We start from the raw sequence: 14,145 nt of genomic DNA, 5'->3' as shown, positions 1-14,145 counted from the left end.
TTGCCCTCACCGCCGCCGATGGCCGGCCGCCGGCTCCCCGGCGGCTAAATTGCCAACCGAAAGGTCGGCTTCGATCAGCTCCACCGCCTCGCCAATCCTGTCGAGGCCGGTCGGAACTTCCAGCCGGAACACGCCGACATGGTTAGCGATTGCTGAACATTGGCGAAAATGCAGCGCCGCGAAATCGCCGGACAGCGCCGCGCGGCCGAACCGCGTCACATAGGAGAATTTGATGATGGCCGGCAGGGCGGCGATACCGGGCAAGGGCATGATCCCGGCCTTTTGGCCGCGCTCGAGGACATAGATCCTGGTCGCGGGCACCAAGCCGCCGGAGAAGGCGCCGTGCAGGCGATGTTGCATCTTACCGATCGCCGGATGCACTTGCGGCCGCACTTCCGCCTGGCCAAGCGAAATCGCGGCGGCGGCATCCGCGGCAAGCTTGATCTGGGGAAAGCCCGCAACGATCATCGGCGCGACCGGGTTGGCCAGGTCCATAGCCACGACATCATCGGTAAGCAAATCATGCCCGGCGCGGATCAGTGCGCTTGCCGTCGTCGACTTGCCGGCGCCCTTGTCGCCCATGAAGATGGCGCCCCTCCCAGCCACCGCGATGGCGCTGGCATGCAGGACGAGCAGGCCGCGCTGGTGCAGCAACAATGCCATCACCGGCCCGAGCAGCGGGAAGGCAAGCAGCGCGTCGTCGACGCCGGGCGCCGGCTCGATATCGATGCGGTTGGAACCGCTGATCAGGAAGGCGCCGACGGCATGCCACGCCAGATATTGCCGGTCCGGCTCGAAGCGGAAGATCGTCGCGGTCTCGGCCGAAGGCTTCGGCATGTCGATCATGCCGATGGCGATCAGGATATCCGGCGCCGCCGGTTCCGCCGGCTGCAGTTCGGGCAACGCCACGTCGGATGCGACGATCAGGCCATAGGCCCGGTAGTAACGTCGCTCCCTCATCATCTCGTCATGGGGAGGATGCTCACCAAGGCAGGTGGCGAACGGCTGGTTACGGGGCATCATGCGGGGCTCCCGCTGTGCTGGACCTGCCGCAGCCAGAGCGACAGCGAGGCCGAACGCCAGACATACTGGACATCGAGAGGGGCCGCCCGATCCGGCTGGCGCATCAGTCGACCATATGCGGCGCTCACCTGTGGCAGGTTGACATAGGGCGCGATGCGCCCGGCGTCCGAGACCAGCAATTGCTCCAGCAGGTCGCGATGGTTGCGCACCATGCCATTGACCAGATTGGCGGTGAAATCGATCTTGTCGCGCCGCCACTGCACCGCCGGCGGCAGGATGCCCTCCATCGCCCTGCGCAACACATGGCGGCCAAAGCCGTGGCTGAGTTTCTCCTCGCCCGGCAGCGCCAGGCAGAATTCGACCAGCGGCTTGTCCCAGAAGGGATACCGTGGCTCGATGCCGAAATTGGCGGCCGCCTTGTCGAGCACCTCGAAAGAGTGGGGCACATAGCCGTTCAACAAGATCCAGCGATGGCTCAAGGCGTCGCTGGCCTGGACGCCCGGCGGCATGTATCCGGCCCGGTGGAAACGGTCGACGATCTCGGTGCGCCTGGCCAGGTCCGGATTGATCAGGTCGCGCCAACTGCGGCCGCGCTGTATCCGCGCGGGCTTGCGTATCCTGTTCAGCGCCCGGTTCGCCAGCTGTCTCAGCCTGGCGATCCGCCATGCCGGCCCATAGAGGGTCAGGAACTGGAAATAGAGGCCGAGCGTGCTGTCGCCATAGGTGTTGGAGGCACTGCGAACCTCGCGCCAAAGGTCCAGCCACCTGCGGCCATTGGCAAGCTCGTGCAGATGGCCATGGCCCTGTGAAACGACCTCGTCGCCGCCATGGCCGTCGAGCAGCACTTTCACGCCCTTGGCTCCCGCGGTCCTGTATATGCTGCGGGTGAGCGTCAAGCCCGGCGCCAGGAAGGTGCCTTCCTGCTCCTCCAGCACCCGCTCGAACTCGGCGAAGGGTGCATAATTGCCAACAGGGATCAGCGTCGGATCGGTTTTCTGCTGGTCAAGCACGGCATCGATGAACGCCCGCTCATCCATTGGCGAGCCCTTCTCGAAAATCAGCGAGAAGGTCGGCAACCTGGGTTTCCGCTCGGCGGCATTCTGCAGGCCGGCGACACAGGCGATCGAGGAGGAGTCGAGGCCGCCGCTCAGCATCGCGCCGGTCGACTGACTGCCGCGCATACGGTTGCGCACCGATTGCGCGAACAGATGGCCGAATTCCTCCGCCGCATCCGATCGCAGCGGCCGCGTCGATGGCTCGATCTGCCAGTATCGGCGCAGCATCACATGTTGCGCGGTGACGGTGAGGCTGTGACGCGCCGGCAGGCTGAAGATATCGCTGTAGGGGGTGGATTGCGGGTCGTCGGGAAGTCCAGCCAGGAATCCCGAAATGCGGTGCTCGCTGATGCGCGCATCGACCCCGTCGAGGCCAAGCATCGGCCCGATCTCGGAGGCAAAGGCAAAACGCCCGTCCGCGGCGTGGTAGTAGAATGGCTTGACCCCGAAATGGTCGCGCACGCAAAACAGCAGCCGCCGCTCGGCATCCCAGATGGCAAAGGCGAAATCGCCCTGCAGGTGGACGGGGCAGGATTCGCCCCAGCGCAGGTAGGCCCGCATCAGCAGTACTGCGTCAGCGACCGATCTGTCGCGCACACCCAGCCTCGCCATCAGCTCGTCGCGATTGTCCAGCCGGCAATCGGCGGTGATGGCGAGCTTGCCGCCGGCCATGGTGAGCGGGCCGGGACCGGCCTCATCCGTGGTGTTGAGCCAGGCGTGGCCAAGCGCGATGCCGCCGTCCAGCCACCACGAGTTTCCGTCCGGCCCGCGGTGGCGCATGCGTGCCAGCATCTGCTGGATATCGGTCGCGGCGTCCTCGGGCGCTAATTCCCGGCCCGCGATCGTGTGTCCTCGGACCGCAATCGCGTGTCCCTGTCGCAGCAGGATTCCGGCCACGCCGCTCATCGGCTGCCGTGGTCCACCAGATGGGCGAAGCCATCGACGGAGCCGCCAAGCACGACATGGTTGTCGCTGACCAGCCAGGCATGCGCCTTCAATTGCTCGCCCGTGCCGCGTTCGACGCCGATGCGGATGCTGGAGGCATTGCCCTGGCGTGCGAGAATGTATTGACCCGAGAGTGCCTGGGTAAGGCAAGTGGCACGCGGCACGAACCGTGCAGCTGCGGCGACGCCCCAGGCGACGAGCCGCAATTCGCCCATACTGGCGCACTGGCGCGCGTTGAGCCGGGTCACCATGCCACGAACACGGTTGTAGGAGAACAAGGTCAGCCCCAGCCGGATGGCGGCGACAACCAGCAGGCAGTGGCAGAGAAAAAGGGCCTCGGAGCCGCTCAGCGACAGAACCCTGGCCAAACTACGCCGGCGGGGCGTCCGCCTGGGTCTTTGTTCCGTCGCAGGTCTTTGCCGTGGGATCATGGCCTTTTGCGGAGCCTGCCTAGACGAGTGCCTCATGCTGCAGCCTCGCAAGTCCGTTTTCGGTCAGGCCTTGCAGCAATGCGTCGACGTCGGCCTTGCAGCGCTCGGCGTCGACATTGTAGCGCGCAAGCACGGCGCCGCGGATATCGGCGATCGACTTCGGCTCCTGGATCAACTCCCAGATAAAAGCGCCGACGCCGTTGAGGCTGTAGTAGATATTGGATTTGAGATTGAGAAGCGCGAGGCCTTCGCCAAATTCGCAAGCCACGGCATCCCCGGTGGCACTTACGCAATCGTGTTCAGATGGGTTCCAGTTCATCCCAAAACCTCGTTTGCAACACACGGTCCACGCGTCGTCAGTTCAAAAGGGAAAGTCGGGGATTTTCATCCCCGGCTCCATTTATTGTCTTGGATCCCGGAAGCCCAACGTCACTCCTCCGGGATCAGGTTGGTCTCAGGAGAACGTCAGGTCGCCGATTGGGGTGTGCGCGGGAAACGACGCGTCGGTTGCCGTGCTGCCACCACCGCCCTGGGTGATGGTTTCAATGGAACCATGTACCGTCAGGCTTGGCGTTTCGTACTCGTGCTTTTCAACATTCTGTTCCATTTTACTCTCCAAAATGAGGACTGGAAACGGCCTGTCGAGTGCCGTCAGCACTTTCATGCTGCGTTGCAATAGCTGCATGGCAACATTTATGAGTCAAGCCTGATTTACCTCTGGTTAATCAATTAAGGGTTGCGGGCGTCACCATGTGTGCGTGGGCTGCTCAAAATTTCGCCTCTTTTTGACTGAAGCTCGAATGATCCGCCTCCTGCGATGACAAGTCTTTAAACCATTGATTTTGTTATGATAAAAAGTTGGTGGGGTTGATGATATTTTAGGCATCCCTAAATAAGGATATGTTTCCATTAGCCGGCCCGCGGTGACGATCGACCGCAAGGCCCCGCTGGCGGTTGCAATTCCAATCGTATCTTTCACGGTCTTCGGGAGGCTAGGCAACCGCTCTGGTTGCAAAATTTCGCACTGCGAAAGGAAAGACTTTACGCAGCCGAGGTTTTTGAGGATGCTTTGCTTCGCACTTGCAGCATACGTGTCGCGCAAACCGCGTTTTGGAGACCATGCGCTCAATGGCCTTGCCGGAAAGTTCCTATGAACGACTGCGCGCAGCCGACTGCGCCGACGAGATTGCCTATGTGCAGGCCTGTCTGCGGTTGTATTTCTCGGGCGCGGCGGCCTCGGCTGGCGATCTGTCGCAGCCGGGCCTTTCCGTTGCCGCCGTCGCCGATATCGCCAGGCTGAACAAAGTCGCCACCTTCGTTCTGAAGGCGCTGTCGCGCGCGCCCGCGGGCGACAGGCCGGCTGAGCTTTTCCGATGGCTCGACACCTATCGCCGGCAGACGGTTTCGATGAACGCCGCCTGCCTCATGGATTCGATGGCGATCCACCAGGCGCTGCGCGACAGGCAAATCGATTTCGTCTTCCTGAAGGGCCCGTTTCAGCAGCATCTGCTCTACGACGACCATTTCATGAAGCCTTCGGGCGATGTCGATATCCTGGTTTCGCCTGCGGGGTTCTCGAGGGCGCGCGACGCGCTGCGTTCGATCGGCTACGAGGTATCAGGCAAGTCGCGCTCGGTCTGGTGGGTTCGCTTCCTTGGCGAACAGCACATGATTCGTGGAAGCGGGTCGAAATCCTCCACGGTCGACCTTCACTATCGGCTCCAGCAGCCCGGCTCGCCCAGTCCACGCGATGCCGACGGGTTCCTGCGACGCAAACGGCTGGTCGAGATCACCGGCACCGGAGTGCCGTTCACGTCGGTCGCCGACACGCTGATGCTGTCCTGCATCAGCGTCGCCAAGGCCCTGTTCAACCGCGAGCCCTGCGCCGGCTATGTCTGCGATATCAGGGCCAGCGCCAACCGTCTCGACGAGGCCGATCAGCGTCGTGTTCTCGATGCGGCGGTGAGCCAGGGGCTGGACGATACGCTGCTGCTCGGCCTGCGTGCCGCCGACGTGCTGTTGGGCGGCACCGATACGCTCTTGTCGGAGCGGGCCAAGCCGATCCTGTCGCGCATCGGCAACCAGGATCTGCTCAACATGGTCATCGCGCCATGGCTGTCGTCACTGCGATGGCCGCAGCGGCGAACCGTTTTGTGGGAATTGTGCGGCCGGGCTCCCGTCCGCTATCTGGCGGAAGCCGGCTGGGCGGCATCGGCGGACATCAGCCGCCGCATCTTCGAACGGCCGGCCAGTCCGTAATGGCGATGGGCATCGAATACGTACAGGGCGAGGGCAGATCGAAACCTGTGCAAGAGGCAAAACCCATGTCGATGACGAAATCCGAGGTCTGCGTGATCATCGCGGCCAAAAACGCGGCACGCACGATCGCGGTAGCCATCGCATCCGCGTTGCGCGAACCGGAAGTGGCGGAGGTCGTCGTCGTCGACGACGGTTCCACCGACAACACCGCCGAGGTGGCCCGCTCCGCCGACGACGGCAGCGGCCGGCTTGCGGTGATGCGCCTCGACGTCAATCGCGGCCCGTCCTTCGCCCGCAATGCCGCGATCGCCGGCTCGAAGGCGCCGTTCATCAGCATTCTGGATGCCGACGACTTCTTCCTCGAGGGCCGGTTCCGCAACCTGTTTGCCGGCGCTGATTGGGATTTCGCGGCCGACAACATCATGTTGATCAGGGACGACGCGACCAGCGACGCGACGAAAATCGTCGCCCCGGATTTTGCCGCCGAGCCGGAATTCCTCGACTTCGAGCGCTTCGTCGAAGGCAATATCTCCAGGCGCCGCGTGCAAAGAGGCGAGCTTGGCTTCCTGAAACCCGTGATCAGCCGCGCCTTCCTCGACCGGCACCGATTGCGCTACGATGAGAGCCTGCGGCTGGGCGAGGATTACGAACTTTACGCCCGCGCGGTCGCCCACGGGGCGCGGTTCAAGGTCATCCGCTCCTGCGGCTACGGTGCCATCGTGCGCGCCGATTCGCTCAGCGGCCGCCACAAGACGCAGGACCTGAAGCGATTGGCCGATGCGGATCTGGCGCTGTTGGCGATCGACAGCTTGCCGGAAGGCTCCAAGGCGGTGCTGCGGCGGCACGAGCGGCACGTGCGCGACAAATACCGGCTGCGCAACTTCCTCGACGTGAAGGCCGAGCGCGGGCTGGCTTCGGCCGCGGCCTACGCCTTATCAAGCCAATCCAACCTGGTCCCGATCGTCCAGGGCGTGGCTTCCGACAAGCTCGAGGCGCTGTTTCGTCGCGTTGGTCTTGCCTCCGGGCAAAGGCAGGTGCCGCCGTTGCGTTTCCTGATGGCCGGAACCAGCGCCGGCAAGGAACGGTAAGGCACTGGGACTGCTCGCTTTATCCCGACGACAACACGTCGCCGCGCAAACCATTTCCACGGGATTTATGAGTTTACGAATTGGGTGGTTGCCTCACGGCTCCGACGATGGCAGTCTATGTTGCGGTGCAGCAAATAGATGACCAACCGAACTGGCCCCCGATCGGATTGGTCTGTCTCTCCCTCAGTGGAGTAGGACAATGCTGTGCGAGTTTTTCAGCCCCTGTTGCGGGGATTGGCCAGCAGCCCGGCACGCAAGCCGGCGATGACAGGAATTTAAGCCATGGCCTCGATATTCGGCTTCAGATCAAGGGATCCTGCCCGCGACCGGCAGGCCGACGTGTCGCGGCTCGACCGGCTGGCGAAGCTCTTCGAGCAGATTGCAGCCGAGATCGAAGCCGAGAAAACCGGCCTGGAGAGCCGCTACCGCAAGACGGCCACCAACGCTGCCTTTCTTGTCGAAGCCATGGAGAACGGCTCTGCCTCGCGCAGGCGCTCATCCGAAGTTACCGCGCTGACGGAGTCGATCCTGAACTGCGAGCGTCGCATCGCGGCGTTGTCGCGCCAGAACGGCATGATGAAGGAGCTCCGTCATTCGCTGGATATGGTCTTCGACGAGGGTGGGACGTCCGATTCGGCCGCCGTCGATGTCTCCAGGCCCGCCGGCGCCGGCCGAGCGTGATCGCGGAGACAGGGGACTGCCGCAAGGATGCGACGCAAGACAGGAGAGGTAATTCGGGAGGGTCAATGAGGAGGTCAAGGTTGGCCCGTTTGGAAGCGGTTCAAACGTCGACTTTGGGTTGGGGACACAGCACAAAGGTGAGTTTGGTATGAATTCGGGTTCGAAATCCACATCCACGACTGCAATTGACGCATCGGCCATCGCGCACCAGGCCGGGCGGACCGACCTATGGCTGCTTGGTCCGGCCGGTGCGCTGCTGTTGGCCGCTCTTGCCAGTCTCCCGGCAATTCCCGCCCGTGCACAGAATATCGAGACGGCTCCCTCTTTCGTCGACGATTTCACCAGTTTCAACCGAGAACGCTGGTACGTTTCCGACGGCTGGATGAACGGCAGTCACCAGAATTGCACCTGGTCGAAGGGGCAGGTCAGCGTATCCGACGGCGTATTGTCACTGGGGTTCGAGAAGCAGAAGACGAAGGATCGCGAGTTCGCGTGCGGCGAGATCCAGACCAAGCAGCGCTTCGGCTACGGCACCTATGAGGCGCGGATGAAGACCGACACCGGGCCCGGCCTGAACGCGGCTTTCTTTTCCTATATCGGCCCGTCCGACAAGCAGCCTTGGGACGAGATCGACTTCGAGATCCTGACCAAGGACACATCCAAGGTGCAGGTCAACGCCTATATCGACGGCAAGGGCAAGAACGAGAAGCTGGTCGAGGTGCCCGGCGGCACCGACAAGGCCTTCAACGACTACGCCTTCGTCTGGGAGAAAGACAGTTTGCGTTGGTACGTGAACGGCCAGCTGGTCAACACCATCACCGATCCGGCGAAGCTGCCCAGCCATGCGCAGAAGATTTTCTTCAGCTTTTGGGGCAGCGACACGATGAAAAGCTGGATGGGCGCGTTCGCGGATCCGGGCCGCAAGCTTTCGCTGCAGGTCGAACGCGTCGCCTTCACCGCGCTCGGCGAACCCTGTCAATTTCCTGAATCGCTCGCATGCACTATAAAACAGCTGGGAACGTCGAATTGAACCGGCCGTACCGAAAGCGGTTCGCGGCCCTGCACAGGAACGAAATCGAATGAATTTGACGGTGTTTGGAATTGGCTATGTCGGCCTCGTGCAGGCGGCGGTGCTTGCCGAGGTCGGCCACCAGGTTGTGTGCGTCGACATCGATGCACACAAGGTGGAACGGCTCAACCAGGGCTTCGTCCCGATCTTCGAGCCGGGCCTTGAAAGCATCGTCAGGGAGAATCACGCCGCCGGCCGCATCAAATTCACCACTGATGCCGCCGCCGCCGTCAGGCATGGGGAAATCCAGATGATCGCGGTCGGCACGCCACCCGGCGAGGATGGTTCGGCCGACCTGAAATATGTGCTGGCGGTCGCCGAGACCATCGGCCGCGAGATGGACACCGCCAAGATCATCGTCGGCAAGTCGACAGTGCCGGTCGGCACCTGTGAAAAGGTAAAGGCCAGGATCGCCGAAACGCTGAAGGCAAGAGGGCGCGAGGACTTGAGCTTCGACGTTGCCTCCAATCCCGAATTCCTCAAGGAAGGCTCGGCCGTTTCCGACTGCATGAAGCCCGACCGCATCATCGTCGGCACGTCCAGCGAGGACACCGAGGCGGTGATGCGCGAGCTCTACGCGCCCTTCAACCGAAACCACGAAAAGATGATCGTGATGGACGTTCGCAGCGCTGAATTCACGAAGTACGCCGCCAACTGCATGCTGGCGACCAAGATCAGCTTCATGAACGAGATGGCCAATCTGGCCGAGCAGCTCGGAGCCGACATCGAGGAGGTGCGCAAGGGCATCGGCAGCGACCCGCGCATCGGCTATCACTTCATCTATCCGGGCCTCGGCTATGGCGGATCGTGCTTTCCCAAGGACGTCCGCGCCCTGATCAAGACCGCCGAAGGCGTCAAATTCGACGCCAAGCTGCTGCGTGCCGTAGAGGAGCGCAACAACGACCAGAAATCCGTCCTGTTCGACAAGGTGAACCGCTACTTCAAGGGCGATCTTGCGGGCAAGACCTTCGCGCTGTGGGGCCTGGCCTTCAAACCCAACACCGACGACATGCGCGAGGCGCCGGCGCGCGTCCTGATGGAGGCGCTGTGGAAGGCCGGTGCGACCGTGCAGGCCTATGATCCCGAGGCGATGCAGGAATGCCAGGCCATCTACGGGCTGCGCGACGACCTGATGCTGTGCGGCACCAAGGAAGCGGCACTGCGCGGCGCCGATGCGCTGCTCATCGCCACCGAATGGAAGAGCTTCCGCGCGCCGTCCTTCGACGCGCTCAAGGACGCGCTGACCACACCGGTCATCTTCGACGGGCGCAACCTTTATGATCCCAAGGTCGTGGCGCGCCATGGCATCGAATATCACTCGATCGGCAGAATGGCGGCATGAGGCTGGAGTGGTGAGACTGGTCTCGGACACGAAGAACGGTCGCGAGGACCCGATGGGTGTGTATTTCTGTGCGGAGTTGTAGCTGATGGTGCTGGACGTGAAGCCCGAGCAAATCACCAGGGATCATTTCGATCTTGTCGCGATCGGTTCCGGCTTCGGTTCGGCCTTCTTCCTGCACGAGTTCGCCAAGCGGCGTAAGGCGCGCATGCTGGTGCTGGAGTGGGGCCGCCACAACACGCATGAATGGCAGCTCGACCAGAACGCCAACACCGACGTCGACGACGAGGCGACCTACAAGACCGACAATGCCGACAAGCCGTGGAATTATACGATCGGGCTGGGCGGCGGGACCAACTGCTGGTTCGCGCAGACGCCACGGTTCCATCCCAATGATTTCAGGCTGAAAAGCACCTACGGCATCGGCAATGACTGGCCGATCGGCTATGACGATGTCGAGCCGTTCTACTGCGATGCCGAAGAGATCATGTCGATCTCGGGCGACCCCGACATGGCGGCGATGCTGCCGCGCTCAAAACCGTTTCCGCAACCACCGCATCGCATGTCGACGCCGGACAAGATGATGAAGGCGGCCCAGCCCGACCAGCACTTCGTCATGCCGACCGCCCGTGCCCGGGTCCCGACCTCGCAACGCACCTCGTGCTGTGCCAACCTACGCTGCTGGCTGTGCCCGGTCGACGCGAAATTCACCGCCAATAACGGCCTGATGCACGTCTTCGAGCATCCAGACGTTTCGGTCTGCCTCGGTGCGGAAGTGCGGCGGCTCGACCATGTCGGCGGTACGGTCCGTTCGGTCACCTTCGTCCATGACGGCAAGCAATATCAGGTCAGCGGCGACCTCTTCATTCTCGGCGCCAATGCCATCCAGAGCGCCGCGATCATGCTGCGCTCCGGCCTGGGCGATGAATTCGTCGGGCGCGGCCTGCACGAATCCTATGGCTGGAATTTCGAGGTCTATCTCGACGGCGTCGACAATTTCGACGGCAGCACAATTACCACCGGCCTGAATTTCGGCCTCTATGACGGTCCGCACCGGTCCGAGCACGCGGCGGCCCTGGTCTATTTCGAGAACCGCTGGCAGCACGGGATGCGCGCCGAGAAGGGACGTCTGCGGCAGACGCTGCCGCTTGTCGTGGTCACTGAGAACCTGCTCGATGACGAGAACTTCGTCACCCTCGACGAGGACGACAATGCCTTTGTCTCCTTCAAGGCGCCGTCGGACTACGCGATCAAGGGCATGGCCCGGGCGCTGGACAAATTGCCCGGGCTGCTTGCCCCGCTGCCGGTCGAAAGGCTTTTCGACCGCGGCATCCGGCCAACCGAATCGCATGTGCAGGGCACGCTCAGGATGGGCACCGGTCCGGCCGACTCGGTCATCGACAGCGACATGATCCATCACCGGTTGAGAAACCTGGTTGTCGTCGGCACCAGCACCTACCCAAGCTGCTCCTGCGCCAACCCGAGCCTGACCGCGGCGGCGTTGTCACTGCGGGCGGCGAGCCGGATCGCGTGAGAGGAGCGGGCTGATGATCGAAGTCACACGGCGCTCGGCACTGGCCATCCTGGCAGGTGGAGTTGCGTCGACGGGCGTTGCCTACGCGGCCGTCTCCTCGTTTTCGGACGAGGATCTGGTTCGGGTCACGCTGGAAAAATATCTCGGCAGGCTGAACATGCGCATCGAGCATCTGCAGCAGTTCGTGCTGGAGTTCCGCAACCGGAATCCCTGGATATTCCCGAGCGAGAAGCTGGGCGATGCCGTTACCTTGCTTGAAAAGGCGAATCTCGGCCACGCGCGCGGGCTGCTGCCGCGGCGCAAGCGGCGCGATCTCAGGCATTTCGATCGCTGGCTCGTTGCCGAATTCCATATGCTGACGGACTACGCCGGGCGCAGTTCGCCCGACGATCCGATCCGGTTCACCGGATGGCACTCATGCACCAACCCGTTCGCGACGCTTGATCCGCCACAGAATGCCTGAGGCGGCTTTCGACGCGGCCCTTGATCGGGCCGCAAGAAGAAACGCGAAAAGACCAGGAGCCAGGATCATGAAAGTTCTTTTTACAAGCGGCAATGGCTACCCGCCGGAATTCAGCGGCGGCGTCCAGTCGAGCACGCATCATCTGGCTGAACAACTGATCGAGCATGGGCATGAGGCCGCGGTGCTTGCCGCCCTGTTCGGCGACGGCGTCTTCGGCCTCAAGGCGCGCGCCAAGATGAAGCTTTTGCGCCAGCCCGCGGTCGTCGACAGCTTCCCCGGCTACCCGGTGATCCGGGCGTGGTTCCCCTGGGAGGCGGCGGGCTTTGCGGTCAACCGCGTGAAGCCGGATGTGGCGGTGGTCCAGTGCCACAAGTCGGTTCCGCTCGGCAAGGCGCTGCAGGCCGAGGGCGTGCCGCTGGTCGTGTATCTGCGCAACGTCGAGTTTCATGAACTGGCCGGCGACCTGCGCGAATTGCGCTCGGCACTCTACATCGCCAATTCAGAATTCACCGCGCGCACCTACAGCAGGGAGTTCGGCATCGAGGCGACGGTGATCCCGCCGACCATCAACCCGACGCATTACAGCACGCCGACGACGGGCCAGTTTGTCACGCTGATCAATCCCTATGAGGAAAAGGGTTTCGAGTTGGCGGTGCGCATTGCCGGCGCCTGCCCCGAGATCCCGTTCCTGTTCGTTGAAAGCTGGAAGCTCGAGGATGACCATCGCGCGCGCATCGAGGAGACGATCGCACCGCTTGGCAATGTCACGCTGGAAAGCCGCACCAGCGACATGAAGACGGTCTATGGGCGCACCAGGATCCTGCTTGCGCCCAGCAAATGGGAAGAGGCCTGGGGGCGCGTCGCGTCGGAGGCCCATTGCAGCGGAATCCCCGTCCTTGGCTCGCGGCGCGGCGGCCTGCCCGAAGCGATCGGCCCGGGCGGCGCGGTGCTGGATTATGACGCTCCGCTCGCCGACTGGGTCGCGGCCGTCAGGCGGTTGTGGAACGACAGCAAGGAATATGATCGCGTCTCGAGCCTCGCGCGCGGTTTCGCGGCGCGTCCGGAACTCGATCCGGACCGCCAGTTCGTCACCTTCTTCTCCATATTGGACAGGGCGGTCCGGCAGCGCGCCCGCCAGGCGGCATAGCCATGGCGGGCGGCAAGCTGCTCGATGGCAGTTGGCACGGTGTTGATCAGGCCGGGCGCTTGACCCGGCTTTTCAGCGTCTCGTAGCCGCGGGCGCCAAGCAGGGCGCGGGCGAGGGCCTTGGCGGCGCCCTTGCGGCCCTCCTGAGAGTTGATCTGCCGCAGCCTTGCCGGCAGGTTGCGCGCTGCCTGGCCGAGCGCCGGCAGCGACAGCGCGTCGGGAACGCTGACCATGTGCGTTTCGACGCACAGCACCGGCTTGCCCGACAGTTCGGTGATCTTCAACGCCTGCGCATGCTCGCTCTCGATGAACAGGATGGCGTCGGATTTGCGGTAGAAATCAGCCTTGAAACTGCCATGCGCGCCAAGCCGCTGGCGCTCCGCCTTGCTGGGCAGGTCGAGCATGATCAGTTGGTCGTACTGGATGCCGTTCCTTGCGAGCCATGCCTCGGTCAGGGCGCGGTATTTCTCCAGCCGGCTGGTGACCAGCCAGCCGATCCTGTGGGTCGGGGCATGAAGAGGGCGCGCTTCGCTGAGGAATTTTTCATAGGCCGGGCCGTCGTCGTTTTCCGCTTCGGTCGGGTCGAGGCACAGCACCCCGTCTATGTCGACGCAGCATTGCGCCAGGAATTTGTGATGCATGAAATTCCACTGGAACATGCGCGGGTGGGGCACGACCTCGAAGACGACGTCGGTTTCGGCATGCCGAGGCTGCAGGCCGAACACGGCGGCAAAGGTGAAGTCGGCCTCGATGCCGGCGGCCTGGATGCGGGCGCGCGCGTCGCGCATGGCATTGCCGCCGGCGACACTGTCGTCGATCACCAGCACCTTGCGCATCTCGGAGACCTTGCGATCGAGTGCGGCGCGGCGCTTGGTGATGCCCGACGTGTAGACACGGCCTTCCAGGAAGCTATCCAGGTCGGTCATCGGAATGTTCGCGGCAAGGCTCACCAGCGTCGCCGCCAGCACGCCGCTTCTGGGAACGCCGACCACAAGGTCGATGTCGCCCGGCAGCCGGTGAAGGTTGCTGACGATGGTGTCGTTCATGTCGGAGATCGATCGGTAGTGCATGGATCGGACCTGATGCTCGTGTGGATATTGGGTAGCCGGCAA

The 14,145-nt window shown here is 63.0% G+C and carries 14 protein-coding genes; 8 read left to right on the top strand and 6 right to left on the bottom strand.

Annotated elements, in window-relative coordinates:
* Window positions 1–6: 6 nt before the first annotated feature.
* From EB815_RS01245 to EB815_RS01225, 5 genes are all read right to left on the bottom strand, one after another.
* Window positions 7–1,023 carry a serine kinase gene (locus tag EB815_RS01245; protein WP_056569420.1) on the bottom strand — a complete coding sequence of 339 codons (1,017 nt, stop codon included), beginning with the start codon at window positions 1,021–1,023 and terminating at the stop codon, window positions 7–9.
* The gene (locus EB815_RS01240; protein WP_056569424.1) at window positions 1,020–2,984 is read right to left on the bottom strand and encodes a lasso peptide isopeptide bond-forming cyclase; all 1,965 of its coding nucleotides are present in this window, start codon (window positions 2,982–2,984) and stop codon (window positions 1,020–1,022) included. Before EB815_RS01240 ends, EB815_RS01245 begins: the two co-directional genes overlap by 4 nt.
* Window positions 2,981–3,391 carry a lasso peptide biosynthesis B2 protein gene (locus tag EB815_RS01235; RefSeq protein ID WP_244494020.1) on the bottom strand — a complete coding sequence of 137 codons (411 nt, stop codon included), beginning with the start codon at window positions 3,389–3,391 and terminating at the stop codon, window positions 2,981–2,983. The genes EB815_RS01240 and EB815_RS01235 overlap by 4 nt, the downstream gene beginning before the upstream one ends.
* A gap of 82 nt (window positions 3,392–3,473) precedes the next feature.
* Entirely contained in the window at window positions 3,474–3,722 is a 249-nt protein-coding gene (locus EB815_RS01230; protein ID WP_244494021.1) for a PqqD family protein, read from the bottom strand.
* A gap of 186 nt (window positions 3,723–3,908) precedes the next feature.
* Window positions 3,909–4,061, bottom strand: a complete 153-nt coding sequence (locus EB815_RS01225; protein WP_081295043.1) for a lasso peptide — start codon at window positions 4,059–4,061, stop codon at window positions 3,909–3,911.
* Window positions 4,062–4,582: 521 nt separating this feature from the next.
* Between EB815_RS01225 and EB815_RS01220 the strand changes: the two genes are divergently transcribed.
* The 8 genes from EB815_RS01220 (at window position 4,583) to EB815_RS01185 (ending at window position 13,034) form a co-directional block, all read left to right on the top strand.
* Window positions 4,583–5,713: a nucleotidyltransferase family protein gene (locus tag EB815_RS01220; protein WP_056569436.1), complete on the top strand. Its 1,131-nt coding sequence runs from the start codon at window positions 4,583–4,585 to the stop codon at window positions 5,711–5,713.
* 65 nt (window positions 5,714–5,778) lie between these two features.
* The gene (locus EB815_RS01215; protein ID WP_081295042.1) at window positions 5,779–6,801 is read left to right on the top strand and encodes a glycosyltransferase family 2 protein; all 1,023 of its coding nucleotides are present in this window, start codon (window positions 5,779–5,781) and stop codon (window positions 6,799–6,801) included.
* Window positions 6,802–7,083: 282 nt separating this feature from the next.
* Complete coding sequence (locus EB815_RS01210; protein WP_056569439.1) at window positions 7,084–7,482, top strand: hypothetical protein; 399 nt, start codon at window positions 7,084–7,086, stop codon at window positions 7,480–7,482.
* Between the two features lie 148 nt (window positions 7,483–7,630).
* Complete coding sequence (locus EB815_RS01205; protein ID WP_081294937.1) at window positions 7,631–8,512, top strand: family 16 glycosylhydrolase; 882 nt, start codon at window positions 7,631–7,633, stop codon at window positions 8,510–8,512.
* Between the two features lie 49 nt (window positions 8,513–8,561).
* Window positions 8,562–9,893, top strand: coding sequence for a UDP-glucose dehydrogenase family protein (locus EB815_RS01200; RefSeq protein WP_056569441.1), 1,332 nt, complete (start codon window positions 8,562–8,564; stop codon window positions 9,891–9,893).
* An 85-nt stretch (window positions 9,894–9,978) separates the two neighbouring features.
* A complete protein-coding gene (locus tag EB815_RS01195; protein WP_056569444.1) occupies window positions 9,979–11,424 on the top strand; it encodes a GMC oxidoreductase in 1,446 nt (481 codons plus the stop codon).
* A 13-nt stretch (window positions 11,425–11,437) separates the two neighbouring features.
* Entirely contained in the window at window positions 11,438–11,887 is a 450-nt protein-coding gene (locus tag EB815_RS01190; protein WP_056569447.1) for a hypothetical protein, read from the top strand.
* Between the two features lie 67 nt (window positions 11,888–11,954).
* Complete coding sequence (locus EB815_RS01185; protein ID WP_056569450.1) at window positions 11,955–13,034, top strand: glycosyltransferase; 1,080 nt, start codon at window positions 11,955–11,957, stop codon at window positions 13,032–13,034.
* A 46-nt stretch (window positions 13,035–13,080) separates the two neighbouring features.
* Here EB815_RS01185 and EB815_RS01180 read toward each other — a convergent pair whose 3' ends face one another.
* Window positions 13,081–14,103: a phosphoribosyltransferase family protein gene (locus EB815_RS01180; RefSeq protein ID WP_056569453.1), complete on the bottom strand. Its 1,023-nt coding sequence runs from the start codon at window positions 14,101–14,103 to the stop codon at window positions 13,081–13,083.
* Window positions 14,104–14,145 lie beyond the last annotated feature (42 nt).

This window comes from Mesorhizobium loti, from assembly GCF_013170705.1.
In the GTDB taxonomy this organism is placed as follows: Bacteria; Pseudomonadota; Alphaproteobacteria; order Rhizobiales; family Rhizobiaceae; genus Mesorhizobium; species Mesorhizobium loti_D.
Note: the sequence above shows the minus strand (reverse complement) of the source record. Positions and strands in the feature narration are given on the sequence as shown.